Origin of the sequence: Bacillus sp. FJAT-27986, assembly GCF_001685035.1 — a bacterium.
Taxonomy (GTDB): domain Bacteria; phylum Bacillota; class Bacilli; order Bacillales; family Pradoshiaceae; genus Pradoshia.
Genome location: NZ_MAYV01000001.1, coordinates 184,164 through 209,371, shown reverse-complemented (window position 1 = coordinate 209,371; position 25,208 = coordinate 184,164). Strand labels below are relative to the sequence as shown.

Below are 25,208 nucleotides of genomic sequence, written 5' to 3'. Positions count from 1 at the left end.
TTTAGTTGAGGGAAAGTATCTATCCAAAAATAAAAAACGCGAGCAAGGCTATTAGGATCTATTGCCTTCTCGCGTTTTATTCAATTTTAATCGAAGCATCCATCATCTGTGCAAAATTCATTTACATGTTGTTTGTTTGAAGCGGTCATTAATGCCATATCATATTCTTCTTCCCATACATCCTGAAGCACTTCTTTAAGTGTTTCAGTGCTTTGGGCTCCGGAGATGGCATATTTATTATTGAATACGAATAAAGGGACTCCCTTAACTCCTATTTGTTCGGCTATTTGTATATCCTCATTTACTTGTTGTTTATATTGCTCCGTGTTAAGTACATCTAGTACTTCATGTCCGGGAAGTCCTATTTCATTTGTAAGTTTCAGAAGGGTTGCGCGGTCTCCTATATGCAGTGATTCAGAAAAATAAGCTTTAAGTATTCGTTCAGTCATCTCCTCGCTTTTCCCATACTCCTTAGCATAGTGGGTAAGACGGTGAGCATCTGTTGTATTTGTAGGAATCATTGAATCAAAGCGAAATATAATCCCTTCTTCGCGGGCCTGTTCAGATATATGTTCATTCATTTTTCTGGCATGGTCAACTGTAGTGCCATATTTAGCAGCAATAAGCTCATGAATATTTGAATTTGATTTCTTTGGAGCATCAGGCTGCAGTTGATAGCTGTGAAAATGTACTTCTATCTGATCTTTGTATATGAATTCAGCTATGGCGGCTTCTAATCGCCGTTTCCCTATATAACAGAAAGGACAAGCATAATCGAACCATATATCAACTCTCATTTTTCAAGCCTCCCTGGTCTATCTGGTTGTATGTTCAAAGTATACATTTTCAAATAGGGCATGACAATATACATGCTTGCAGGTGTGTGTCTTATCGGGTAACAGTTCGGAGTTTAATTGCTCTATGTAGTTTGCCTTAGATACATATTATACATGTTGATATATATATGAATGCTGCAACCAGAGTATCTGGACTAATTAAATTTTCACCTTTTGAACAAAGGAATACTGCATTGGATTTACAAAGGAATCCTGATAAATACAGTTATTTTATTTGATTATAATGACTTTTACAACAATGGAATAATCCTTTTTAAAAAGCGAAAGAGATATGTCACTTTATACATGGTTATCAATAAAACAATGAAATTGAGTTAAATAATGTCATTTATTTAGATAGTTATATATAATTAATAGAAATACTCGAAATATTTGAAGTATTTATTGGTTAGAGAGTGGGAGGGATTTTTGAGTGGTCACAAAACAGGATACGAATCAGCCGTTGCGCAAGGAAGTAAAATTGCTAGGCAATATACTAGGAGAGGTTCTCATCTATCAGGGTGGACAAGAGCTTTTTAATACCGTTGAAAAGATTCGTACAATGTGTAAATCTCTTCGTTTACACGTGGAAGATGAGACGTATCATACATTAAAAAAGGAAATAGAAATGCTTAGCCCAGAGACAAGAATGCAAGTTATTAAGGCTTTTTCCGTTTATTTTCACTTAATAAATGCAGCTGAACAAAATCATCGTATTCGACGAAAGCGTGAATATCAACTGAACAATTCCGATGAGCAGCCTGGTTCAATTGAAAAAGCCATCCAATCTATGAAGGATAAAAATATTAGTGGTGAAATTATACAGCATGTTCTTGAACGAATATCACTGGAATTGATTATTACTGCCCATCCTACAGAGGCGGCTAAACGGTCTATATTAGAAATCCAAAAGAGATTATTACTTCTCCTTAAAACGCTTAATAATCCTATGTTAACCGAAAATGAATATAAGGAAATTAAAGAAGACCTCTATAATGAGATTACTACTTTATGGCATTCTGATGAATTAAGGGACAGGAAACCAACAGTCATTGATGAAGTCAGAAATGGATTGTATTATTTTGATAAGATTTTCTTTGATGTCATACCCGAAATACATCAGGAAGTAGAAGACAAATTGACTGAACATTACAGCGGTGAAATCTGGAATGTGCCAAATTTTCTTCGATTCGGTTCATGGATTGGAGGGGATCGGGATGGAAATCCGTATGTAACCCCAGTTGTTACATGGGAAACTCTAAATAGACACAGAGCATTAGTTCTCAAAAAATATGAAAAGGCTTTAATTGAATTAATGAAACGTTTATCTCACTCAACAGTCCAAATTAGAGTTGGTGATGAGATAATGAGATCGATAGAATTGGGAGAATCAAAATATATAAACGACGATAAAAAATGGCCTGTCAAAAATGAAGCGTACCGTCGTAAATTGGCTATTATGGTTGAACGTGTCCGCATGGTGGCTAATGATGAACGAGGGTATCAAACATCGGAAGAACTGCTTGAGGATCTACTGATGATTAAAGAAAGTATAGATACGCATCATCCAAAAGGGCATCAGTTAAAGCTTTTACATAAATTAATTAGACAGGTTCAGTTGTTTGGCTTCCACCTTGGAACATTGGATATTCGAAATCATAGTGATGAGCATGCAGGTGCCATTGATGAAATCCTAAGGAAAATTAAGATTACAGACAGTTATGCAAATTTGACTGAGCCTGAAAAAGAAAAGCTGCTGGAAAAATTGTTGATGGATCCAAGGCCGCTATTGCTAGACAATGAAGAATATACCAAGGAAACGCAGGAAATTATTACGGTATTTAAATTAATCAAAAAGGCCCATAAAGAATTTGGAAAAGCATCCATTAGGGTCTATATCGTCAGTATGACACGTTCGGCAAGTGATTTGCTGGAAGTTTTATTATTGGCCAAAGAAGCGGGATTATATAAGCTTCATGCAGATGGTACAGTTGAAAGTGATTTGAATGTAGCTCCATTACTAGAAACAATAGAAGATTTGTCAAACGGACCTGCTATTTTAAAAGCATTGTTTGACCTGCCAGTTTATCGTGAGCATCTAAGAAAGCTGAAAAACCAGCAGGAAATTATGCTGGGGTATTCGGATGGCAGTAAGGATGGGGGGACTCTGACCGCCAATTGGAAGCTTTATAAAGCACAGATAGAACTGCATGAATTGGCAAAGGAATATGATATTTCAACAAAATTCTTTCACGGCCGTGGTGGTTCTCTTGGCCGTGGTGGCGGGCCTTTGAGCAGAAGTCTTCTCTCTCAGCCGCTCGAAACACTGGGAGACGGGGTGAAAATAACAGAGCAAGGAGAGGTATTATCGTCTCGTTATTTAATAGAAGACATCGCATATCGTTCCTTAGAGCAAGCAACGTCAACGCTTCTGGAAACGGCTGCTAATGTTTCGAAATCTTCTGAACAAGGCCATTTAAGGGATGATAGCTGGGTACGCGCCATGGAAAGTATCTCTGATATCTCTTATGAAAAATATCAGTCACTTGTATTTAAGGATGAAGGTTTTTTAACTTACTTTAACCAAGCTACACCTCTAAAAGAAATTGGTGAACTGAATATTGGTTCCAGACCGATGGCTCGTAAAAACAGTGATAAGTTTGAAAATTTACGAGCTATTCCCTGGGTGTTTGCCTGGACACAAAGCAGACAGTTATTTCCTGCTTGGTATGCTTCCGGTACTGGTCTAGCAACATACGCATATAAAGAAAAAGGCAATATAGAGACATTGAAAGAGATGTATCAGGATTGGCCATTCTTTAGATCCACAATTGATAATTTGCAAATGGCATTAATGAAAGCAGATCTTAAAACAGCGAAAGAATATGCTGATTTGGTTGAAGATCCTTTAATTGGAGATCGGATATTTGAGGATATAGTGGAAGAGTACAACAAAACCAAATCAGTTCTGCTTGAGATAACTGGAGATGAAGAATTACTTGATCAAACACCGAATATTAAGGATTCAGTTCGTCTTCGAAATCCTTATGTGGACCCATTGAATTTCATTCAAGTTCACTTAATTAAAGAACTAAGAAGTTTAAAGGAAGTGGATACCCAATTAGTTGTTCAGGTATTACATACGATTAATGGTATAGCCGCAGGTCTTCGTAATACAGGATGATTGATTAAGGTAGGGAGGATGACAGTAGAGTCATCCTTCTTTTTATTTTCTTGAGATGCGTAAAAGCATTTATTTGAATTTATTGTGAAAAATTAAAAATTAAATTTTACAGGTAAATTTTCTCCGAATTTAAAGGTTTTCCTACGGGAAACATGAAAATTATACGGTAAAAACTGCTTATTTATTATAATTTTGCTATAATACCAATTTCAAAATATATTATTATAATATAAAAACCTAAGGATGTAAATAAACGATAGATTTTAAGGTAAAGACGCTTATAAAAAATGATATAGGAAAGATTTGGAGAAGAATGTCGGTTGTCATATAATTATTTAAGGATAGGATAAAAATCCTATCTATTTCCAGGAAAGGAGATTAAGAGGATATCAGAAATTGGGCCTGCAGTCTGGGGGACCGGGCCCAATAGTCTGTTGCTGGGTACACCAACATAATAGTAGTATACCCATTATTGAATAGAAAGCAAATATAATTCAAAAAGGGTGGAGTATATGATAGTGGAAAACAGACCATATATTAGGATAGATACAAAAGTTTTATTACCCGTTTTTGTGGAAGGTTATTTGTATACTCAGTTATATTTTCAGGATACTTTTTATATGGTGGAGAAATCTCCGCTTGCTATTTTAAAAGACAGTATCATTGGCTATGGTGCTGATTATCAAGGGGCAAAAAACAGTTCAAAATCATATCTGGGAGGAAGTTATATTTTGCCTCTGCAGATTAGCGGCCAACATAGTATTTATATGTTTCCGACTCATTCTTGTCGTGATGTAGAATGTGCTTGGATAGCACTAGATCACTATCGAGGATGCGACCCGATTGATAGTAGTGAGTGTTACGTATACCTTTCCAATCAAACAACTATAAACATTAATTGTAAAGCATCCATACTAATGAAACGATATAATAACGCATTAAAGCTAAAAGATAAAATAGAAAAGTTCAGTCTCACTTAATGATCTTTCTTTGAAATCATGAAGGCTGTTTAATAGAAAGTTTCGTAATTTTGAAAAATGATATTCTAAAAGTTTAGATTAAAAGAATTCAGCACTAGACTGGATTCTTTTTTGTTAGGTTTTAAGTGCAAAGCGACAGACGTACTGCTACTTCTATCTATTTAAGATATAAATAGTAAATAATCAGAATAGTAGTTATTTTAGAAAACAAAATGAGAAAATAGACTCTTTTTTTTGAAAACTCAATTGATTCTTAATACTATTTGTGTTAAATTCTATGTAAATGGTCACAAATTACACTGATTTGTTGAATTAATTACTAAATTATGCATAAAAATTTATATATTAGTCTGATGAGGAGGAAAAGAAGTGGATAATATGCTACTAAATGAACTTGCTATAGAGGATAAAGGTAAAGTGGGAGATATCGTTGAATTTGAGCGACGTGGTCTTTCTATTTTAGGAAAAGTATCAATTGTTAGGGAGTTATCATGTATTGTTGAAATAGATGAAGAAGTAGCAGAGCATTTTTGTTATGAAACACCGAGAACGGTCGTGCGCCATAATAATTACAAAGTAGTTAGATCATCATCCATGTAACCTGTATCTGTCTATAAAACTAGCACTAAACTGAATGAAATAGATTTAATAATCTGAAATATTCATATATAGATAAAAGCACTCGGTTTATGAACTGTACATAAAAGTTAGCTGCTTATCTAACTTTCTTAGTTCAGATTTTTATGCTGAGTGCCTTTATCTGTTCATTCTTCTTGTAACCAGGGACTTGGTCTATCAATCTGTATAAAAAGCTGGTTATTCCCACAACAAAAAAATTTATTCCCCCAACAAATTATCATAATAATTTTTCTGAATATTTAAAATTATAGGTAGGAATTTAAAGGTCGTGTAAAGAACATATTGTAAGAAGCATAGTGGAATTAATCATCTGAAAAAAGATAGCTTTGTTTGTATCGACAGTTTTTTAAAATTTTATTTGAAAACGCTTACATGCAAAGGGGGTGTTTAATAGGCTTTGTTTATTCTTTTATTTACGTCCTGGAGTCTTTAGATAAAAAGGTAAAGTAGTACCGTAATCTTTCTTTGTTTCTAATATGCAAGAGAATGGTTAACTGCTACATTGAAAATCCTTTGGTAAATTTATGAATCCTCTGAGGTATCGTAGCGTTTTAAATAGGAATAACACTTCAAGATTAGCAGTGTTCAGTTTGATATAATTGGTAGTTTTAATTGGTAGGTCCTTATAGGAAGCTTCAAGCTGGAGACATGAGAATTTATTTTTTTTGTGAAAAATTCCGCGAATTGGAGGAGAAAAAGTGAAGCTATCACAATTGCTTGATTCGAATATCGAAAAATTCGATGAGTACTCTTTTTTATTCTATGGAAACAAGCAATTTACAAATGTAGAGACAAGGAGATATGCCAATCGATTGGCCAATGGATTTAGAAATAGAGGGATTCAGCCAGGAGACAGAATCCTTGTCATTATGCCAAATATGCCTGAAGTATTAATTGCGTATCAAGGGATAACAAGAGCCGGTGCTATCATTGTACCTGTTATGTTTTCACTCCATCCAAAAGAAATTGCCTATATTGCCGCAAATTGCGGAGCCAAACTAATTATCACCTCTAAAATCATACTCGATCATATCCAACAAGCGATTGATTTATTAAACATAAAACCAACCGTAATTATTACAGATGATGATACTTCCAGTACTGCGATTAATATATATGAATATATGGATTCCAATGAGAATTTGGACAAGCGATTTTCTATAGATATCGATTCAAAAGATACTGCTGTTATTCTCTATACCTCAGGTACTACAGGTAACCCAAAGGGAGTTATGCTGACTCATTCAAACCTCTATTCAAATGCGGTTAACTCTGCCAAACATGCTAATACAGAGAGAGGAACGACACTCGGAATTCTTCCGCTAGCTCATGTGTATGGGTTAACCATATCAAATACATGTTACATAGTGGGAAGTTCAATTGTTATCTTCTCCAGGTTTGACCCTGCAAAAACATTAGCAGCAATAGAAAAGCACAGAATTAAATCGTTTGCCAGTGTTCCTGCCATGATTCATGCCTTGGTCTCGTATCCTGATTATAATCAATACGATCTTCAAAGCTTGGAATCTATAAGTTCAGGTTCTGCGCCATTACCCACTGCCTTGCTGGCAGCATTTGAAGAAAGGTTTGGGGCAAAGGTTTATGAAGGTTATGGATTATCTGAGGCCTCACCTATTGTTACAGCTCATAAAAAGGGTCAGCCGGTTAGACCCGGATCTGTTGGATTTCCTATACCGGGGGTACAAATTAAAATTGTGGATGGATTGGCTTTGGAGCTGCCAACCGGTGAGATTGGAGAAGTGGTGGTGAAGGGAGAAAATGTGACACCCGGTTATTTTCACAATGAAAGCGAAACAAACAACGTATTAATAGACGGTTGGTTGCATACGGGAGATTTAGGACGTATCGACGAAGATGGTTATTTATATATTGTCGACCGAAAAAAAGATTTAGTTATCCGTGGAGGGTTCAATATTTATCCACGTGATGTAGAGGAGATATTAAGTCAGCATCATGCGGTATCTGAAGTGGCTGTCATTGGAATACCAGATGCCAGTATGGGTGAAGAGTTGGTAGCATGCATTGTCAGGGAATCAAAAAAAGATATCCAGGAAGAGGAACTAATTGCATATTGTCAGGAACATCTTGCAAAAAATAAAACGCCAAGAAAAATATTATTTTTTGATGCACTACCGCGGAATGGTGTAGGGAAAATTCTGAAGACTCATCTCCGAACTGCCGCATCCGAGAGAATAATAGAGCGGGACTATAAATAATTTTAATGAAGGGAGTTTATAAATATGAGAGAAACCATTACAGCTACGTCAAGAGGCCTCTTGGTAGATTCATTTCCATATCGTTTGTATCAAAAAGCAAAAAGGGTGGGGACATGGAATCCAGCTGATATCGATTTTACAAAGGATGCTACGGATTGGAAGCAGGCAACACCGGGACAAAGGCATAGCATTCTTCGTCTTCTTTCACAATTTCAGGCAGGAGAAGAAGCTGTCACACTTGATTTATTACCGCTTATGATGGCAATTGCCAAGGAGGGACGGATTGAAGAGGAAATGTTCCTGACTACCTTCCTGTTTGAAGAAGCAAAGCATACTGAATTTTTTAGAGCCGTCTTGGACGCAATTGGAGAAAAGGGTGAGTTAAATCCTTTATTAACAGATACGTATAAGCAAGTATTTCAAGTCATTTTACCAAATGCAATGGATCGCCTGCTTACAGATCAATCACCTGAGGCGATTGCGGATGCCTCCACTGTATATAACATGTTTGTAGAAGGGGTACTTGCTGAAACGGGATATTTTTCATTTTATCAATCGCTGGAAAAATCAAATTTAATGCCAGGATTGCTTGAGGGAATTGGCAATTTGAAGAGGGATGAATCTCGCCATATCGGCTATGGTACTTACTTGCTTCAGCGTTTGATTTGTGAGCATCCTCATATATATGATGATGTTGTCATGAAACGGATGGCGGAGTTAACGCCGATGGCTCTAACAATTGTGGAAGAGGGATTAACAGATGCGGATATAGAGGCATTTGGGACAAGCCCTGAAGAGGTTGTTAACTTTTCCATGAAGCAGCTTCAAATTAGAATGGATATTCTATCAAGGGCGAGAGGAAAGAAAATTGAAGAGATCTATAGAACTTCTGAAAGCGAAGTTGGCATGATTTAAGTAAGAACACTCGACTCTATAAATCTAGTAAATCTATTCAGGTGCTCTATAGAGCATCTGTAAATAAAACATACCGACTGGTTAGTATTTAAATGATAGGGGGATTAGTATGTATTTACGTTTAACTGATGAACAAAAAATGGTTCAAAAAACAATTCGTAGATTTGTGGAAAAGGAATTAATGCCATTAGAAAATGAAGTGTTACGAAATGAACGAGAAGGGAAACCAAGCCTCTCTCCGGGTAAGCTTAAGGAATTACAATTAAAAGCGAAGGAAGCTGGATTTTGGGGCATTAACACACCTGAAGAATATGGCGGCGCTGACTTAGGTCAGATGATGATGGCTATTGTAGCTATTGAGGTAGCCAAAACGTTTGTCCCTTTCACCTTTGGCGGTTCAGCGGACAATATTCTGTACTATGCAAATGATGAACAAAAGAAAAAATACTTGATCCCTACAATAAACGGTGACAAGAAATCCTGTTTCGCCATGACAGAACCAGGTGCAGGCTCGGATACGCAAAATATAAAAATGACAGCTGTAAAGAATGGCTCAGAATGGGTCCTTAATGGAGAGAAGACCTTTATTACGGGAGGAAATGATGCTGACTTTGTTATGGCCATGGCAATTACCGATAAACAACAGCACATCGAATCAAGAGGTCGTGAAGGAGTAACCTGTTTTATCGTAGACCGTGATATGGGATGGCGTTCTGAGTTTATCCAAACGATGGGGGAAGGAGGTCCAGCCGGATTAGTGTTTGATAATGTTCGAGTTCCTGAGGAAAATATCTTAGGTGAATTGCATAAAGGATATAATTTAGGGCTTGAATGGATTGGCTTTGCAAGATGGATTGTAGGAGCGCGCGCTGTTGGTGCGGCTGAGCGATTATTGCAAATGGCAATTGATTATGCAAAGGAGCGTATCACATTCGGTAAACCAATTGCCGAGCGACAAGCCATTCAATGGCAGATAGCTGATTCTGCGGTTGAGATTGAAGCAGCGAGGTGGCTTACCTTAAATGCTGCATTTACTCTTGATCATGGGGAAGATAACCGGCATGTAGCGTCGATTGCAAAATTGTATGGGGCCAATATGGGAAATCGGGTGGTCGATCGGGTTTTACAAATTCATGGTGGTATGGGTTATACGAGAGAATTACCGATTGAGCGTTGGTACCGTGAAGCAAGACTTTGGAGAATTTATGATGGAACTGACGAAATCCAGCGAATGATCATCGCCCGTAATCTTATAAAAGGTCATGTTAAAATAGGAGAATTTAGCTGAATCAACTCCTAATAAAAGGAATTTTATGGTTTTTGTAGAAATAATTAACGTTTATCTTATTTGAAAGGGATGTGAACGTAGCATGACTGGGAGATTTGAAAATAGAGTGGCCATTATTACCGGAGGAAGTAGAGGGATAGGTAAAGCAATTGCAGAAAATTTGGCCGTACAAGGTGCTAAGGTAGCGCTTTTTGATGTAAATGAAGAAGCACTGCAAGCGACTGCGGAACAATTTAAACAGAAAGAATTTGATTGTATGACTCGTGTTGCAGATGTTACTTCATCAGAGGAAGTGGAGAAAGCTGTAAAGGAAGTATATGAACACTATGGCGCTATTGATATTCTGGTTAATAATGCAGGAGTCATCCGAGATAACCTGATTTTTAAAATGACAGATACAGATTGGCAGTTGGTAATGGATGTTCACTTGAAGGGCTCCTTTAATATGACTAGAGCAGCGCAAAAATATATGGTCCAGCAAAAGTATGGGCGCATTATTAATATCTCCTCCACCTCAGCGCTTGGGAACAGAGGGCAAGTGAATTATTCTGCAGCAAAGGCCGGTTTGCAGGGGTTTACTAAAACCTTGGCTATTGAACTGGGTGGGTTTGGTATTACGGCTAATTCAGTGGCACCTGGATTTATTGAAACAGATATGACAAAGGAGACAGCTGCTCGAGTCGGTATACCATTTGAACAGTTAATTGAAGCAAATGTTTCAATCATTCCTGTTGGACGCAGTGGTAAACCTGAAGATATTGCTAACGCTGTTTTATTTTTTGCTGATGAAAAGTCTTCGTTTGTAAACGGACAGGTTTTATATGTGGCAGGTGGACCTAAAAATTAATTGAGGTGAGATGAATGTTTGCTCAAGCAGTAGGCAAGAGATCAAATCGAGTGTTAAATAGAGTTGACAGAGAACGTGTTAAACAATTTGCCAAAGCAATTGGAGATGAGCATCCTATATATGTTGATCGGGAATATGGCAAGAAATCAAGATACGGTGAGAATATCGCTCCACCAACATATCCAAGAGTATTCAATTATGGAGAGTTAGAAGGTCTGGAGCTGCCATCTAAAGGACTAATCCATGGAGAGCAAATCTATCATTATGAGAGACCTTTATTAATAGATGAAGAAGTATATTGTTTTGCAAAAGTAAAAGATTATAAAGAGAGAACTGGAAGTAACGGAAAAATGGGCATTTTGCGGATTGAAAACAATGGTGAAGATAAAGAAGGAAACTCGATATTTACTTCTACCATTGTCATTATTATAAATGAAGTTGTGCAAAAGGAGTTGAAAGCATGACATGTTTGCTTGATATACAGACTGGTGATGAATTGGAAGAAGTAAAATTGGAACCTGTTTCTAAAGAAGCATTGGTTGAGTACGCTAATGCTTCTGGGGATCATAATCCTATCCATAAGGATGAGGAGCAAGCAAAAAGATTAGGACTTCCGGGTATTATAGCACATGGAATGTGGACAATGGGGAATCTGTCAAAACTGTTTACCCCTTATTATGAGGATGGATTTATAAAAGATTTTACAATTCGTTTTCGTGACATGGTCTTTTTGAACGATTCAATAAGATTAAAAGCAAAGCTTGAAACAAAATTAGAAAATGAGTTACATTTTATCGTTTCTGCTATTAATCAAAAAGAGCAGGAGGTACTGAAAGGTACCGTAGTGTATTATTTATACGAAACTAGTTAAATACAGGCAGCTTTTAAGCTGCCTGTATCCGGTAAATGATTAACGATAGAAGAGGCCTAATGAGATATCTAACAGACGCTGTTTTTCATCCTCTGTTAAGGTTCTGCCATATAGCACAATCTCATTCTCATGCATGAATTTATGCAAGTCATAGGATCCTTGTAACTGTGTTAATTCAGGTATTTTTCGTTCATTAGAGTTACCCAGTAAATAATCGACAGATACATCAAAATAATGGGCAAGTTCCAATATTCCGTCAATACTTGGTTCGCGTGTTTCCCGTTCGTAAGATCCCATGGTTGATTGTGCGACCCCTATAATAGCTCCTAGTTCTTCCTGTGACAAACGCTTCTCTTTACGCAACTCTTTTAACCTGCTTCCAAAAGAGGATTTCATGGTTGCTCCCACCTTTTACGAAACGTATTGTATATATATATTATAGGACAAAAGTTACAAATGAGCGAGTAATAAGGTGTAAAATGTCTCTTTATAGTACATTTTATATGTCTTTTTATCGTGCATAATTAGAAATCACCCAAATTGTGCCTATGATCTCTTTTATCCTTCTTGTTGTCTAAACAATGCCGTAATCCATATTTAAGTATTGCCAATCAGTATGGCTCAACCATTAATTTCGTAAACTTTTCCTGTTGTAACGTTAACTCCATACCATCCCCAGGTTGCGGTATGCTGGCTTTCTCCCTCATCAACTACTACTTCATATACATGTATAGATAAATCCTCAGTGCCTGATATCTTCCCTTGGACTTCGAAATGAACGTTTGATTCATTGGTATAATTAATATGATCCTTTACGAGATTAATAGCCTGATCCTGAGCGGATTCGAGATCAGAAGTGCCCTGTTGTTTTTCGTTTTCTTCATCAGACGAGAGTTTGGTTGTTTCATCTTCAACCGTATTCGTTGTATCAGCAGTGTTTATTTTATCTTCTGTGGAGTTTATATTTGAATCAACATCATCGGTAATAGGTGATTCCTCTTCGGCGTATTTTTCGATTTCTTTGTGTAAATTTATGATTTCCCTTTCCAACTGTTTATTGTTTTCTTTAGCAAGATTAATTTCTTTATTTAATTGTTCCAGCTCAGCGGAAGCTTTAGAATGCTGATAGTAATATTGAATGATTAATCCGAGGCTAAACAAACCTGCTAAAACAAATAATAGTACTATTTTTCTTGTGTTTAATTTTCTCATATGAATCTCCCTCTTGTTATTTTAATATAATTTTATAAATAAATAGGCTAGATGTGTAGTCTAAAATGCGAATATTCCGTTTTATCTTGAGTTGCTAAAGTGTGTTGATAAAATTGATTTAATAAATGCATAAGTGGTGATATGATTACGAAGAATAGTTTTATAAGAATAGGGAATAGGTACATAAGAAATGATTGATAGGGAGTGACATTATGAGATTAAAGGATAAGAAGATTCTAAGTTTTGTACATCATGAATTTGAGGACCTCGAATTGTGGTATCCAATTCATCGACTGCGTGAAGAAGGAGCAATAGTTCATTTGGCGGGTGAACAGGCAAAAGTCAAGTATATTGGCAAGTATGGCGTACCCGCAGAAAGTGAGTATAGCTTTGCAGAAGTAAATCCAAATGATTATGACGCAGTTTTAGTTCCTGGAGGCTGGGCTCCTGATAAACTTCGCAGATTTCCAGAAGTATTAGAGTTTATCCAAAAAATGGATGAACGGCAAAAACCAATCGGACAAATTTGCCATGCAGGCTGGGTATTGATATCAGCTGATATTTTAAAGGGAGTAAAGGTGACAAGTACACCTGGAATACGAGATGATATGGTCAATGCAGGAGCTTCCTGGTATGATGAAGCGGTTATCGTAGACGGACATATTGTTTCAAGTCGACGCCCGCCTGATTTACCGGATTACATGCGTGAATTTATCAAAGTACTAGAGAACTAATAAAGAAGCCAGTGTTTAAATGTAAACACTGGCTTCTTTATATTGTCTGTGGATCCTAAGACTTAAGATGGAATAGCTACTCTTAATTGTCGAATCACATTATTAATATATTTTCTGTTTTTGTAAATGAAAAGTTTTAATTGATCACCTGAAAGCTGTAATTCATCTATGTCGCTATAAAACTCTCCCTTACCATGCGCTGTCCATTTTCCTTCTTTATCATAAAACATTAAGGTCCAGTGGCCACCTCTAATATGGTCTTCAAAGATAAAGTAATACTTCTTACCAACTTCATCATAAGAAGAGATAGATTTAAAATCAGCCAGGAATTGATCGATATCTTTTTTATACACAATGACCTTCATACAAGTTCCCTCCTAATTTATTATTCTACTCTTAACATGAGTTTTTTATAAGAAACATGTGTGTATGGTGTCCTATAAGATTTAATTATATAATTTTATCTGAATTTTCACCATAGCTAGATTTTCGATATTGTTAACTAAAATTTAATATGGAGAAAGTTCTTTTAAATGACCAAAACTGTAATATTTTTTATTTATAATTATTATAAATAAAAAGGGTTCTTGGAGAGCGAATGGGATGGAATAGATACACTTATAAAACTTTTTTAGTGATATTGATATTTTAAAGGTTTATAAGTGTTTTTTAAAGGGGGGAGAGTGTGGGCGCTATTCTTGTTATAGGTATGTTGATTATACCGGCCTCAACTGCCTATCTTTTAACAGAGCGCCTGAGTGTCATGATTATGATCAGTTTAATAGTTGGGGTAAGCTCCGTTTTCGGTTATTACACAGCCGTTGTTTTATATGTCTCTATTGCCGGTTGTATGGTTGCAGTGTCTGGCTTGATTTTTGGACGTGTTTTTGTTCTCACCTACCCATGGAATCGTGTTTAAAAATTTCCAACATAGAAAATTAAGAAATTATTTTATTTAAAATGTTCAAAGGTAAATGAAGCGATTGTCTAATAAGCTGAACAGAAGCAGTTTATTGAGCAATCCTTGTTTTGTTTATGTTCTTTATTCATCTGGCGGTTTAAAGTATGGTAACATGCTAAGGGAAGATTTTAGGTAAAAAGGATAAAAGGAGTTTTTATGAAAGTTTTTAAGTTCATCAGTTCTTCACTTGTAATTGTAATAGCTTATTTTTGTCGTTAAAGAGAGCATTTGGCTTTATCCGTACTTGCATATGTCGATAGGATTCATGTTTATGGTGACGTGTATTGAACAAATACGTTTAAAACATAAGGGATTAGCTATAGTAAACGGTGTGCTATCGTTTTTCTTTTTCAGTTTAGCTCTTATTAGGCTATTCTACGCTGAATTGTAGAATATTTTATGACCATGCTTCATTTTTCTGGCGTGAATGACGAAATAATGTATAAGAGATGATGGTCATTTAGCTGTCAATGAAGAAGCAGGTGTAAAGAATGAAATGTCGCTATTGTCAGAATGAAATAAATACCCGAAGTAAGTACTGTTTGCATTGTGGTAAATTGAAGAATGGACCAAAAAGAAAAAGATCAAAAGTTGTCTTGGTTTCTTTTAGTATCATCGCTATTCTTTCAGCAAGCATCTATTTATTAGCTGCAAATCAAACGGATAATCATAAGCAGGTCGAATATGGAAGCATAAAAGAAATAAAATTGGTACATAAAGAGAATGGAAAAACGAATCAAGCAGAGGAAATTAAAACAACGCCTAAACCGGCAACTGAAATAAAAGTAGATACCAAAAAAGAGGTTTCTGAGATTATAACTGAATCACTTGCAAAAGTTTTTACTATTTTCACTGAGGATAATCAAGGTACTGGATTTATCATTAATGATCATGGAGATATCCTTACAAATGCTCATGTAGTAGAGGGCTCTGTTGATATAACAGCAATCGATTATACAAGTCAATCCTATGCAGGAAAAGTCATTGGATATTCGAATATCCATGATGTCGCAATTATCAGGATACCTGAATTGGCGAATCAGCAATCCTTGGGGCTAGCTACCCAGGAATATGCTTCGATAGGTGAGGAAGTAATAGCATTGGGGAGTCCGCTCGCAAAAACTAATACAGCAACTTTGGGAACAATTGCAGCCATTAACCGAAGTTTTTATATTGGGGAGCGTATATATGAAAATATTTACCAAATGACTGCTCGGATATCTCCTGGAAGCAGTGGCGGTCCATTAGTATCTGTAAAATCAGGCAAAGTAATTGGAATCAATTCAGCGAGATCGATTGAGGATGAATCAATTGGGTTTAGCATTCCCCTGAAGGATGTTTATTCGTTTATCAGTGGTTGGGTTTCAAATCCGTTATCGGAGAGTGATATACCAGGCTTGTTTTATACGGAGACCGGTGATTTTCATTTTGAGGAAGAAGATGAAGAAATTGACGAAGGATATTTTGAAGGTGGAGAAACAACTGATGAGCCAGGGGTTTATTACGAAATTCCTGAAGACTGGTATGAGGTAGATGGGGAATATAATAATCAATCTGAGGCTGAAAAAGAGGATGTTATTGAAGGAAATCTTTTAGACAATAAACAAGAGGAACAATTAATAGTAGAACCCAGTGACGAAAAACCAGTAAGTATTTCTGTAAAAGAACAAAAGGAGAACGAAGAATAATCAACTTCTGTAAGGTTATCCATTATGGAATTTTCGCTGAAGTAATTTTGGGGTCTAATTATAATAGACAGAGGGAAAAAATGTACATATTTGCCGAAGGATAGGAATCGTCTGATCTAAATTGAAAACCTTATAGGTCAATAGTGTTAGAGTGATTTGGATAATCACTCTAATTTTTTGTTAAGTATCATTTAAAAATATGAGGCTACTATAATTTTAATATCGTCGATAAACACATAGGTATGAATAAGAACAAAATAGATAAGTAAAGGCAAAATAAAACACCAGCTGGTTCGCCCTTTTTTTATTAGTAAGCGTTTCATCTCCTTTTCATCGAGATGTGGATGTTTACGTCTTATCTGTTCAACATGTTTTTTTGTACCGGCTAAATATAAAAGATTACCGCTTCTGCCTATATAAAGGTGCATTAATGCGGCAAAAACTAACCAATAAAACAGGTGATTACGGAATAGAAGAGATACCAAAATATCAATCAGGATGAAAATACCGACAATCAGATATCTTTTTCGATATGCAAGCCAGAACATCCCGAAGACTAAACCGAAAAAATTCCAACTTTTAATTCTATGATTCTCATTTAAAAATGAATGATAGTGATCGCCGATATATACCTTTATATTTTGTTTTTCCTGCTGAGAATCTTCTAATTTAACCATAAAAATACCTCATTTTTATTTACACGATTGAATGATGGTTGATCAATGACTGCTACTAAATTTTATTATTAAGCTATTATATTTTGCCATTGCACTCAGGACATTTCTTTATGGCAGGATATAATCTGGTTGCCCTTTTAAAGGCTTCGTCATAGGAAAAATGGCTTACTTCAATAAGGCGAACTAACTCACGGTCTAGATTTTCATATTGCTCATGTTGTTCATCAACTATATTCCCATCAAAGCATTCTTTGCAAATTGCCATCTTATTACTCTCCTTTATTATTTATCTATATAGAATTTTAACCAATTTTTGTTGATTAGGCAAAGAATTGGAAACCTCACTGCACAATTAAGAATTCGAAAGTTTAGTATTAGACTATTTGGCAAGATGTGAAGGATTGAAAGGTTTATTTGTTGAAAATAACGGTATGTAACTAATAAAGATATTAATAAGGAGGAGACTTGATGAAGTTAGGTTTAATTGGTCTTGGCAAGATGGGGATGAATTTGGCTAAAAATTTAATAGACCACCAAATTATTGTGCATGCTTATGATGTAAATTCAGCTTCGGTTGAGAGCCTTCAAAAATATGGAGCCATTGGCAGTCCTAATATGAAAGACATAGTGGATAAACTGGAGCAACCCAGAGTCATATGGCTGATGGTACCACATACTGTGGTTGATAATGTTATAGAAGAGCTTTTTCCACTGTTAAGTCCTGGAGATATTTTAATAGATGGGGGAAATTCAAATTATAAGGAATCGATGAGACGAAGCAGGGTATTAAAAGAAGCTGGAATCTATTTTATGGATGTCGGTACTTCCGGGGGAATGGAAGGAGCAAGAAATGGGGCATGTTATATGATTGGTGGCAATCAAAACGCATGGAAAGTAATTGAACCATTATTTGCAGCCACTTCCGTACCAAATGGGTACTTATATGCAGGTGATTCGGGGAGCGGACATTATTTAAAAATGGTTCATAACGGAATTGAGTATGGGATGATGGCAGCTATTGGTGAGGGATTTGAAATCCTCGAAAAAAGTGAGTTTAATTTTGATTATGAACAAGTAGCAAGAGTCTGGAATAATGGATCGGTTGTGCGCTCCTGGTTAATGGAATTAACGGAGCAAGCTTTTGCTAAAGATGCCCGTTTGGAAGAAATTAAGGGAGTTATGCATTCGTCTGGTGAAGGAAAATGGGCACTAGAAACTGCTTTAGACCTTCAAGCCTCGACACCAGTAATGGCATTGGCCCTATTAATGCGTTTTCGCTCACAGGAAAATGACACATTTAACGGTAAGGTTGTAGCTGCTTTAAGAAATGAGTTTGGCGGCCATAAAGTCGAAAAAAATGAATAAATACAAGTAGTACATGATTAATAGATTAATGAACAAGCATACCTGTTAATGGAGGTATGCTCTTTGTATAGGGGATTTGTTACTAATTTGATCAACTCTTTGCGACCAAAGAACGAGTGAATCAAATACTTTTAACAAAGATATAAAGTTTATCACGGAAAAATATTTATGGAAGTGTGAAAAAGCCAGCTTCATTAGGAAACGGACAACGGATTATTCAACTAAGTCCCCGACTGCGGAATGGGAGATTATTATCAATTAAAGGCTTTCCATCCTTTATCGCCCATGACAGTCAATTCGGAAGCTGGAAAGCTATCATGAAAATATAGGACTCCTGTCTCATTATCACGAATAATTTTAGATAATCCCCTGTATAAACATCCTCAAAATGTTTATTTTCCACTATGACATACTCTTTTTTGGTTTGTTGAAGTAGCTAACTTCATATATAATGGCACCACAAAATAGTAATTTTATTCTTCTTATAAATCAAAATCTATTAGAAAACAGCATTTTATAGAAGCGACCCACAAAGTTAATTAGTAAATCATAATACTTAAAGAAATGATAAATAATGATTTGGAGATGTAGAATAAGTATATTCGAGTAGCTATTTAAATTCCTATATAGGAATTACTTTACAGGAAGTGGTTCATTGAATGGACATAGATGATTTATTGAAGTAACCGATGATTCTCAATTCATAATTCATAAGAAATAAATATGTGATTTTCAAGATTTAATAAGCCAATAAAAATACGAGAAACAGCTTTTAATAAACAAAATTAGATTAAAAAAGATTGGCTTATTGTTTTGTCAGTAGCATCACAAAGTTCTATCTTTATCATTATAAATGGAAGATGAGCGGAACCTGACTTTAAAGAGGTCATGCTATTTAAATCCCCGATACCCTTAAGAAGTCATGAGGATGAATAGATCATAAATAAAATTAATTGATTGTAATTGTTCTTGATATATTTATAGTGTTGTACGTAGGTTTAGACAGGGTGAGTAAGAATGTATTTCAGTTGTTTTTAAGGAGAGTTAGTAGATTGAAAAAGAAAAATATATATAAAACACCTTCGAGAACTGGATGTAAACTCGAAGGTGTCGTTTAAAGCGAAATGTGTTAGTTTAAAATTTGAATGTTAACTTGTTTACGTCCCCAATTAAGAGCAGCATCTTGTGTAGGGATGAAAACATCTATTTTGTTCCCTTTAATAGCACCACCGGTATCAGCAGCAGTAGCATATCCATAACCTTCAACATAAACTTTTGAACCTAATGGAATTACACTAGGGTCAACTGCGATTACTTTAGCATTTGGATTCGCATTTAAATCGACTCCGGTAGCAGTGACGCCAGAACAACCGTTACAACTAGCTGTATAAGCTGTGGCTGAAACAGAGAGAGTTTTTCCTGCTTTTTGCCCAGTAGACTTTGCAGTAGTAGTTGTTGTCTCTGTTTTTGTTTCAGTTTTAGTAGTTGTTGATGTAGTTGTTGTTTTTTGTTGAACAGCTTCAGTATTATTTTTTGCCGGTTGGCCTACACCAGACAAATTAAGGACTTGACCTGGTTGAATAATTTCTGAATTTAAGCTATTCCAACTTTTTAGCTGATTAATAGAGATTTTATTTTTAACAGCTATCTTCCAAAGACTATCACCTTTTTTAACGGTATAAGTTTTTGGTTGGTCTTCCTTTACGATCAATTTAGTATTCTCAATAATGATATCGGAATCTAAATTATTGAGTTCTTTAATATGATCAACAGAAGTGTCGTATTTATTTGAGATACCCCATAGTGTATCACCTTTTTTGATTGTGATTTCTTGGGCAGATGCTTGGGGTCCGCCCATAGCAACGGCGATGGAAGCTACCGCTACGAATGATAACAAAGTTTTCTTCATGTAGTTTGAACCTCCTAAAATTGTTTGTTTTGAGCTAACAGTGACAATCTTATCAGGTTTACGAGAAAGAAGTAATAACGAGGAGATGATAAATTCATTACTGATATAACGGGAATATGTCAAATACATATCTAATAATTTGAATATTCAGAAAACTATAGGTAAAAAAACTTAATAAAACCATGGTATTAATATATTTTTCTAGTAAATTTAGATAGAGGAGTTTTTGTCATAATTGTCACAAAAATATCCATTATTTTGAATTAATGGTAAAAAAAGAGATTAAAAAAACTGAGAAAAAATATTAAACTTATGAAAAACAATGCTTAAAATTGGAAGAAAAGGGTAATGGATGGGTGTGATTGCTATAAAGTAAAAAATGAAAATATCAAAAATTATAGTTCGTAGTTATAAGAATAGATGTAAATTTAGTTTTTAAGAGAATGGATGTTGATAACTAATTAGTAATTAAAAGAAACTTTAGTAAATTCATTTTCCTGTATGTAAGGAAGCATATTAGCTGGTCGATTTTCATTCTTTTGTTGTAATAAAATAATCTATTCCTATTATACCCTAAAATATGACATAGTTCTAAGGTTTTTTTAAATAAATTAGGTTAACGGACTTAATTCGTCAAAAAGATAATTAATCAGTTCTTGAAAGAATCAATATAATAGAAGAAACACGATAACAATTTGTTAGAAATCTGCTAATGAAACGCTAAATTACCGTATGTCGAGAGCTTATAAAGATGAGGAGATTGTTTTTAGTCAGATATCGGAACGAAAGAGAGTAACTGATGCCATATCTGGATAGTATGTAATAAAGAATTGACTGGATACATAAGAACTTAAATAATGCCTTATATGCTTGGAGGATTGAAAAGTTTTATTACTTGAGTTCCAGCCCTTTTAGAAAGATGAGGTGAATTATTTGATTCCTGATAGAAATATGAAAAATGAAACATTTAGCTGGTTAAAGTCCATTCTGATCATTGTTGCTGTCATTATGTTAATCAGGACTTTCCTATTTACTCCGTATAAAGTGGAAGGAGTATCGATGGAACCTACTCTCCGCAATCAAGAGAGAATACTGGTCAGTAAATCATTAGTAGAAAAGAAATATAATAGAGGAGATATTGTCATCATTAAGGGTGATAACAGTGAAATGTTCATTAAGAGAATAATTGGTGTAGCAGGGGATAAGATTGAAGTAAAAAATAATATCCTTTATATTAATGATGTTCAGAAAAAGGAAAGATATCTGGATAAAAATCGACAAGAAACCCATGAAGAAGGCGAAAAATCAAATGGAGATTTCGAAGCGATTCTTATTCCTGAAAATGAATATTTTGTTATGGGTGATAATCGTCTTGTAAGTATGGATAGTCGCAATGGATTAGGGTTAATTAAACAGGATCAGGTTATAGGACAAGGTAAATATGTCTTTTATCCATTTACCGATTTAAGAAAACTGGACTGAGGAGTCTTCTTAAATCAATGAAAAATAATTCTATTTCAAGTACATATTAATAGTTTATAAAAAGTGAATTTCTTAATAATAGTAAAGTATGTGGTGTATTGTCATTTTTTGTTATAAAATAAAGTTAATATATGGAGGCGGAGGTAGTCTGCGTGGTGTATATATTAACTTTATTCATTGTTATGATTGCTTTTTTATTGTTTATTAAATATAAACGGGATGAGAGAAATACAATTATACTCAGGATGAATGAAACGTATCCAAATGCGAATGAATATGTAGTTGCCATTAAATATGAGTTGGAGAAACAAGGGAAATATGTTGCCTACTCTGGCAATGGACATTTTATCGTTGATGGAATGAATTACAAGATAAAGGAACGGAAAAAAATCATAACAGACGGTATATCGATGCAGCTTACTATACTTAAGTGTCTAAAGTCCTCCTGATAAAGAAGAAAACATCCAACCAAGATTGGATGTTTTTTTGATTGAATTGAATTTCTTATCTTTAGAGGTTTCGTACTATGGAATGGTAATTTAGTTGATTTTTAGCTTCATTTAAATAGTTATTCTAATTGGTTACAAAGTAGGAAGGGAATTGTCAATCACAGCCCGAAATAAATGGATATACCACAATTTAGGAGGGTTGAATATGTTAAAAAGACATGAAGTACTCTTTAAGCAATTGGCTGATTATCGGCATGAATTGTTAGTGGCGGTGGATTCGATGAATGAGGATGAGGTGAATATTGTACCTGAGGGATTTCGAAATAATATACGATGGAACCTGGGACATGTATACCTGGATCAATATTTGTGGATTCAACATTTGACAAAGGAACCAATCATCCTGCCTAATCATTTTAATGAATGGTTTGGTTATGGTACGAGCCCGGAAGATTGGAGGGGAGAGGTTCCTAAACTTGATTATTTAAAAAGACTGCTTGCTGTACAGCCTTTTATGATTCGAGATTTATATGGAGAAAGACTGGAAGAAGAATATTCTGTAACGGAATCTGGAATGTTTACAGTGGAACAAGTCCTCGTTAGAACTATTTTTCATGAAGGAATACATTTGGGGAATATTCTTGCATTGAAAAAGCTTGTTACATCTCAAGAGGTATTAAGTTAAAATAATTTAATCCTTATAGGAAGACAAGTAAAAAAAGCTGAATGAATCCCTATTTTATATGCATGATAGAATAAAAAAACATTCAACTCCATTTATTTGTTTTCCTCTTTAATTAGTAGCCATATATCCCTTGTGCTAAATCAATTAAATTATATAACTCTAAATAATAATTATTTGTAATGATTTTCTTGGAAAAATATGAAGAAGTGCACTTAAAGTGCATATGGAATCCATAAAGTGATCAGAAACTGTAATATATAATATATCTAAAAGCCTCGCAATTCCCAATGGATATGTTTTTTTAAGAAACGGAAATGTTTTAATGGTACTGTTAAATGGCTGACCTCCTTAAATATCATTAATTCGAATATCCAAATACCATAATGAAGATTTTTGTAATTTTTTATAAACTCCATCAGTCCATCCTGTACTTTGTTCCTTTTCGAAATCTCCATGATTCAAAATCCAACGAGCTATTTTTAGTAGTTCCTCATCTTTAAGCTCTTTCTGAATAGCTGTTAATTTGTCCAACCAAGGCTTTTTTGGTGAACTGCCAACAGCATTATCTAACCAAATTATACAATCTCTTTTAATTTCGAATGTCCTGTAACTATTAGTTTTGAGATCATTAAAAATGAAGCTTATAATTTGATAGCACCCCTGATTATTATTTACTTTGTAATGAACAAGGTAATGTATGATATCCGTATTATCTGGTTTTATAAATCCTATAATTTTCTTGAAATCCTTGATAGTATGATGGAATCCTCTTATCTCATTTAGGTCCAGTAGGTATTTAAGAGCTTTATTGCGCATAAAAAAATCAGCAGAATGAAAGAATTTACTTAGTTTTTCTATTTTCCAAATATAATCAAACCTATTAAAGAAAATGCTTCATCTATATACTCTTTAATCTTCCATGTAGTACGATCTATAACGGATGAAAAAACATTGCCCCACATAGAGTCGTAAATCTTAAGAAGCCGACCTAAAATATATTTTAAAGAACTACTATCTAAAGAATCTGATGCTTCCTGCAGAGTATTATAAATCGAAAAAAAACCCTCCGTTTGTTTGCTCCCTATTTCTTTCTTTGTATTGATTTCGATCAACGATTCCACCCAATTATCTATCAATTTTGCTTCTTCTTTTTGTAGTTTAAGACTGGCGGCAAAAGTAGCAGCTTGAAGAATTTCTGTTTCTCTGTATCTTTCTAACTCGTTCAAAAACATAGATTCACCTTCTATTCGTGGATTATTAAATTGAAGTACAGAGCTTTGTGGCTAAAAAAAGGGTGTGCGTGTGCGGTTCTTTTTTATTTATTTTCCAACCCCCCTAAGAGAATTGCTGCTATTGCAACCATACTGAAATGATAGATTTTCCTATAAAAAGTAAAACCTTTTTATATAGAAGAATATTGATTTCTAAATCAGTTCACTCCATTTTTATATTGAAATTGTACTACTTATTTTACAAACAGATTACATAGAAGACATCATCCTTACAATAACGTTATAATCTGATGAATTCATACATTTCTGGCAAAGACTTTTGATATAGTACAAGAGTAACAAAAAGTAGTAAAAAAGTTGCTAATGAAAAGGAGTTTATATGATTAAATTACAACCTAAACTATTTGGGAAAATTGCTATCAGTTTACTATTCATTTTTGCGTTAATCGCAAGTACGACTATACCGGGACAAAAAGCTGATGCAGCAAGTAGCAGTTTAGCTGGATTTAAGTATTCAAAAAAAGTTCCTTTGCCTAAAGCTCAACAACAATATCTCTATAAAATGACTAAACAAAGAGGATTGGATTATAAAGAAACGCTGGCAGTGATGCTGCATGAAAGCAATATGAAAGTAAAAGCAAAAGGTGGAAGTAATTACGGATATTTCCAAATTAATAAAATTAACCATAAAAATTTAGCTAAAATTACAAAGACAAAGAACAAACCCTATGATCCATACGTAAATATGAATTGGGGAACATACATGTTATCCGATTTACAAAAGAAATATAAGAAAAAAGGTTATAAGGGTACTGCTTTAAAAGAAGCTACCTTGAGTGCTTATAACAAAGGTGAAGGTGGATTTAAGAAGTATGGAAAAGCCAAAGCCTACATAAAAAAGCATAACCAATGTCTAGCGAAAGTTAAAAAATGGTTCTAATTAACACTAATTAACAACAGCGTTCGTTTATCGGACGCTGTTGTTGTTTGATTAATGAAAGTGCATAAATATCTATA

The 25,208-nt window shown here is 34.8% G+C and carries 25 protein-coding genes and 1 pseudogene; 17 read left to right on the top strand and 9 right to left on the bottom strand.

The features are described from left to right. Positions 1–86: 86 nt before the first annotated feature. Entirely contained in the window at positions 87–797 is a 711-nt protein-coding gene (locus A8L44_RS00945) for a DsbA family oxidoreductase (RefSeq protein ID WP_066100201.1), read from the bottom strand. Positions 798–1,269: 472 nt separating this feature from the next. Here A8L44_RS00945 and ppc point away from each other — a divergent pair, with 472 nt between their 5' ends. The 9 genes from ppc to A8L44_RS00900 all read left to right on the top strand — a co-directional run bounded on the left by ppc (position 1,270) and on the right by A8L44_RS00900 (position 11,797). Then, complete coding sequence (gene ppc / locus A8L44_RS00940; RefSeq protein ID WP_066100198.1) at positions 1,270–4,020, top strand: phosphoenolpyruvate carboxylase; 2,751 nt, start codon at positions 1,270–1,272, stop codon at positions 4,018–4,020. Between the two features lie 518 nt (positions 4,021–4,538). Continuing rightward, positions 4,539–5,000, top strand: coding sequence for a competence protein ComK (locus A8L44_RS00935; RefSeq protein ID WP_175354212.1), 462 nt, complete (start codon positions 4,539–4,541; stop codon positions 4,998–5,000). A gap of 378 nt (positions 5,001–5,378) precedes the next feature. Beyond that, the gene (locus tag A8L44_RS00930) at positions 5,379–5,600 is read left to right on the top strand and encodes a DUF2187 family protein (protein ID WP_066102241.1); all 222 of its coding nucleotides are present in this window, start codon (positions 5,379–5,381) and stop codon (positions 5,598–5,600) included. A 737-nt stretch (positions 5,601–6,337) separates the two neighbouring features. Continuing rightward, complete coding sequence (locus tag A8L44_RS00925) at positions 6,338–7,876, top strand: class I adenylate-forming enzyme family protein (RefSeq protein ID WP_066100192.1); 1,539 nt, start codon at positions 6,338–6,340, stop codon at positions 7,874–7,876. A 24-nt stretch (positions 7,877–7,900) separates the two neighbouring features. Then, entirely contained in the window at positions 7,901–8,791 is an 891-nt protein-coding gene (locus tag A8L44_RS00920) for a R2-like ligand-binding oxidase (RefSeq protein ID WP_066100189.1), read from the top strand. A 109-nt stretch (positions 8,792–8,900) separates the two neighbouring features. After that, positions 8,901–10,079, top strand: coding sequence for an acyl-CoA dehydrogenase family protein (locus A8L44_RS00915; RefSeq protein ID WP_066100188.1), 1,179 nt, complete (start codon positions 8,901–8,903; stop codon positions 10,077–10,079). A gap of 82 nt (positions 10,080–10,161) precedes the next feature. After that, positions 10,162–10,926 (top strand): beta-ketoacyl-ACP reductase, encoded by a 765-nt coding sequence (locus A8L44_RS00910; RefSeq protein WP_066100185.1) that lies wholly within the window; start codon positions 10,162–10,164, stop codon positions 10,924–10,926. Positions 10,927–10,940: 14 nt separating this feature from the next. Next, positions 10,941–11,390, top strand: a complete 450-nt coding sequence (locus A8L44_RS00905) for a MaoC family dehydratase N-terminal domain-containing protein (protein ID WP_066100182.1) — start codon at positions 10,941–10,943, stop codon at positions 11,388–11,390. Then, positions 11,387–11,797, top strand: coding sequence for a MaoC/PaaZ C-terminal domain-containing protein (locus A8L44_RS00900; RefSeq protein ID WP_066100179.1), 411 nt, complete (start codon positions 11,387–11,389; stop codon positions 11,795–11,797). Before A8L44_RS00905 ends, A8L44_RS00900 begins: the two co-directional genes overlap by 4 nt. Positions 11,798–11,836: 39 nt before the next feature. On the opposite strand, the gene A8L44_RS00895 is transcribed toward A8L44_RS00900, so the two are convergent. Then, complete coding sequence (locus tag A8L44_RS00895) at positions 11,837–12,193, bottom strand: helix-turn-helix domain-containing protein (RefSeq protein WP_066100178.1); 357 nt, start codon at positions 12,191–12,193, stop codon at positions 11,837–11,839. A gap of 225 nt (positions 12,194–12,418) precedes the next feature. After that, on the bottom strand, positions 12,419–13,009 hold the full coding sequence (locus A8L44_RS00890; protein ID WP_066100175.1) for an FtsB family cell division protein: 591 nt from the start codon (positions 13,007–13,009) through the stop codon (positions 12,419–12,421). 212 nt (positions 13,010–13,221) lie between these two features. Between A8L44_RS00890 and A8L44_RS00885 the strand changes: the two genes are divergently transcribed. Then, positions 13,222–13,743: a type 1 glutamine amidotransferase domain-containing protein gene (locus tag A8L44_RS00885; RefSeq protein ID WP_066100172.1), complete on the top strand. Its 522-nt coding sequence runs from the start codon at positions 13,222–13,224 to the stop codon at positions 13,741–13,743. 62 nt (positions 13,744–13,805) lie between these two features. Here the strand turns inward: A8L44_RS00885 and A8L44_RS00880 are convergent, their stop codons facing one another. Beyond that, entirely contained in the window at positions 13,806–14,108 is a 303-nt protein-coding gene (locus A8L44_RS00880; protein WP_066100171.1) for a hypothetical protein, read from the bottom strand. 320 nt (positions 14,109–14,428) lie between these two features. Here A8L44_RS00880 and A8L44_RS00875 point away from each other — a divergent pair, with 320 nt between their 5' ends. Then, positions 14,429–14,662 carry a metal ABC transporter permease gene (locus A8L44_RS00875; protein WP_066100168.1) on the top strand — a complete coding sequence of 78 codons (234 nt, stop codon included), beginning with the start codon at positions 14,429–14,431 and terminating at the stop codon, positions 14,660–14,662. A gap of 533 nt (positions 14,663–15,195) precedes the next feature. Next, on the top strand, positions 15,196–16,392 hold the full coding sequence (locus tag A8L44_RS00870; RefSeq protein ID WP_066100167.1) for a S1C family serine protease: 1,197 nt from the start codon (positions 15,196–15,198) through the stop codon (positions 16,390–16,392). A 191-nt stretch (positions 16,393–16,583) separates the two neighbouring features. Here the strand turns inward: A8L44_RS00870 and A8L44_RS00865 are convergent, their stop codons facing one another. Continuing rightward, positions 16,584–17,069 (bottom strand): DUF2628 domain-containing protein, encoded by a 486-nt coding sequence (locus A8L44_RS00865; RefSeq protein WP_066100164.1) that lies wholly within the window; start codon positions 17,067–17,069, stop codon positions 16,584–16,586. 76 nt (positions 17,070–17,145) lie between these two features. Further along, a complete protein-coding gene (locus A8L44_RS00860) occupies positions 17,146–17,334 on the bottom strand; it encodes a hypothetical protein (protein ID WP_066100161.1) in 189 nt (62 codons plus the stop codon). A 203-nt stretch (positions 17,335–17,537) separates the two neighbouring features. On the opposite strand from A8L44_RS00860, the gene gnd reads away from it, so the two are divergent. Beyond that, entirely contained in the window at positions 17,538–18,434 is an 897-nt protein-coding gene (gene gnd / locus A8L44_RS00855) for a phosphogluconate dehydrogenase (NAD(+)-dependent, decarboxylating) (RefSeq protein WP_066100157.1), read from the top strand. A gap of 1,129 nt (positions 18,435–19,563) precedes the next feature. Here gnd and A8L44_RS19530 read toward each other — a convergent pair. Next, positions 19,564–19,854: pseudogene (locus A8L44_RS19530) on the bottom strand (3D domain-containing protein); the annotation flags it as partial. 1,440 nt (positions 19,855–21,294) lie between these two features. On the opposite strand from A8L44_RS19530, the gene lepB reads away from it, so the two are divergent. From lepB to A8L44_RS00835, 3 genes are all read left to right on the top strand, one after another. Continuing rightward, positions 21,295–21,825 (top strand): signal peptidase I, encoded by a 531-nt coding sequence (lepB, locus tag A8L44_RS00845; RefSeq protein ID WP_066102238.1) that lies wholly within the window; start codon positions 21,295–21,297, stop codon positions 21,823–21,825. 152 nt (positions 21,826–21,977) lie between these two features. After that, entirely contained in the window at positions 21,978–22,274 is a 297-nt protein-coding gene (locus A8L44_RS00840) for a hypothetical protein (RefSeq protein WP_066100150.1), read from the top strand. A 205-nt stretch (positions 22,275–22,479) separates the two neighbouring features. Continuing rightward, positions 22,480–22,959 (top strand): DinB family protein, encoded by a 480-nt coding sequence (locus tag A8L44_RS00835; RefSeq protein ID WP_066100145.1) that lies wholly within the window; start codon positions 22,480–22,482, stop codon positions 22,957–22,959. 348 nt (positions 22,960–23,307) lie between these two features. Here A8L44_RS00835 and A8L44_RS00830 read toward each other — a convergent pair whose 3' ends face one another. Together A8L44_RS00830 and A8L44_RS00825 are read right to left on the bottom strand one after the other, a co-directional pair. After that, positions 23,308–23,775 carry a hypothetical protein gene (locus tag A8L44_RS00830; RefSeq protein ID WP_066100142.1) on the bottom strand — a complete coding sequence of 156 codons (468 nt, stop codon included), beginning with the start codon at positions 23,773–23,775 and terminating at the stop codon, positions 23,308–23,310. Between the two features lie 38 nt (positions 23,776–23,813). Beyond that, positions 23,814–24,185, bottom strand: a complete 372-nt coding sequence (locus tag A8L44_RS00825) for a hypothetical protein (protein WP_139063781.1) — start codon at positions 24,183–24,185, stop codon at positions 23,814–23,816. Between the two features lie 385 nt (positions 24,186–24,570). Between A8L44_RS00825 and A8L44_RS00820 the strand changes: the two genes are divergently transcribed. Beyond that, positions 24,571–25,131: a transglycosylase SLT domain-containing protein gene (locus tag A8L44_RS00820; protein WP_066100133.1), complete on the top strand. Its 561-nt coding sequence runs from the start codon at positions 24,571–24,573 to the stop codon at positions 25,129–25,131. Positions 25,132–25,208: the final 77 nt, after the last annotated feature.

Coding starts and splice junctions, on each gene's coding strand:
- lepB (WP_066102238.1), top strand. CDS start 21,295: ATGAAAAATGAAACATTTAGCTGGTTAAAGTCCATTCTGATCATTGTT.
- A8L44_RS00900 (WP_066100179.1), top strand. CDS start 11,387: ATGACATGTTTGCTTGATATACAGACTGGTGATGAATTGGAAGAAGTA.
- A8L44_RS00880 (WP_066100171.1), bottom strand. CDS start 14,108: ATGAAGGTCATTGTGTATAAAAAAGATATCGATCAATTCCTGGCTGAT.
- A8L44_RS00905 (WP_066100182.1), top strand. CDS start 10,941: ATGTTTGCTCAAGCAGTAGGCAAGAGATCAAATCGAGTGTTAAATAGA.
- A8L44_RS00870 (WP_066100167.1), top strand. CDS start 15,196: ATGAAATGTCGCTATTGTCAGAATGAAATAAATACCCGAAGTAAGTAC.
- A8L44_RS00920 (WP_066100189.1), top strand. CDS start 7,901: ATGAGAGAAACCATTACAGCTACGTCAAGAGGCCTCTTGGTAGATTCA.
- A8L44_RS00910 (WP_066100185.1), top strand. CDS start 10,162: ATGACTGGGAGATTTGAAAATAGAGTGGCCATTATTACCGGAGGAAGT.
- gnd (WP_066100157.1), top strand. CDS start 17,538: ATGAAGTTAGGTTTAATTGGTCTTGGCAAGATGGGGATGAATTTGGCT.
- A8L44_RS00890 (WP_066100175.1), bottom strand. CDS start 13,009: ATGAGAAAATTAAACACAAGAAAAATAGTACTATTATTTGTTTTAGCA.
- A8L44_RS00865 (WP_066100164.1), bottom strand. CDS start 17,069: ATGGTTAAATTAGAAGATTCTCAGCAGGAAAAACAAAATATAAAGGTA.
- A8L44_RS00860 (WP_066100161.1), bottom strand. CDS start 17,334: ATGGCAATTTGCAAAGAATGCTTTGATGGGAATATAGTTGATGAACAA.
- A8L44_RS00820 (WP_066100133.1), top strand. CDS start 24,571: ATGATTAAATTACAACCTAAACTATTTGGGAAAATTGCTATCAGTTTA.
- A8L44_RS00930 (WP_066102241.1), top strand. CDS start 5,379: ATGCTACTAAATGAACTTGCTATAGAGGATAAAGGTAAAGTGGGAGAT.
- A8L44_RS00835 (WP_066100145.1), top strand. CDS start 22,480: ATGTTAAAAAGACATGAAGTACTCTTTAAGCAATTGGCTGATTATCGG.
- A8L44_RS00915 (WP_066100188.1), top strand. CDS start 8,901: ATGTATTTACGTTTAACTGATGAACAAAAAATGGTTCAAAAAACAATT.
- A8L44_RS00945 (WP_066100201.1), bottom strand. CDS start 797: ATGAGAGTTGATATATGGTTCGATTATGCTTGTCCTTTCTGTTATATA.
- A8L44_RS00895 (WP_066100178.1), bottom strand. CDS start 12,193: ATGAAATCCTCTTTTGGAAGCAGGTTAAAAGAGTTGCGTAAAGAGAAG.
- A8L44_RS00885 (WP_066100172.1), top strand. CDS start 13,222: ATGAGATTAAAGGATAAGAAGATTCTAAGTTTTGTACATCATGAATTT.
- A8L44_RS00830 (WP_066100142.1), bottom strand. CDS start 23,775: ATGCGCAATAAAGCTCTTAAATACCTACTGGACCTAAATGAGATAAGA.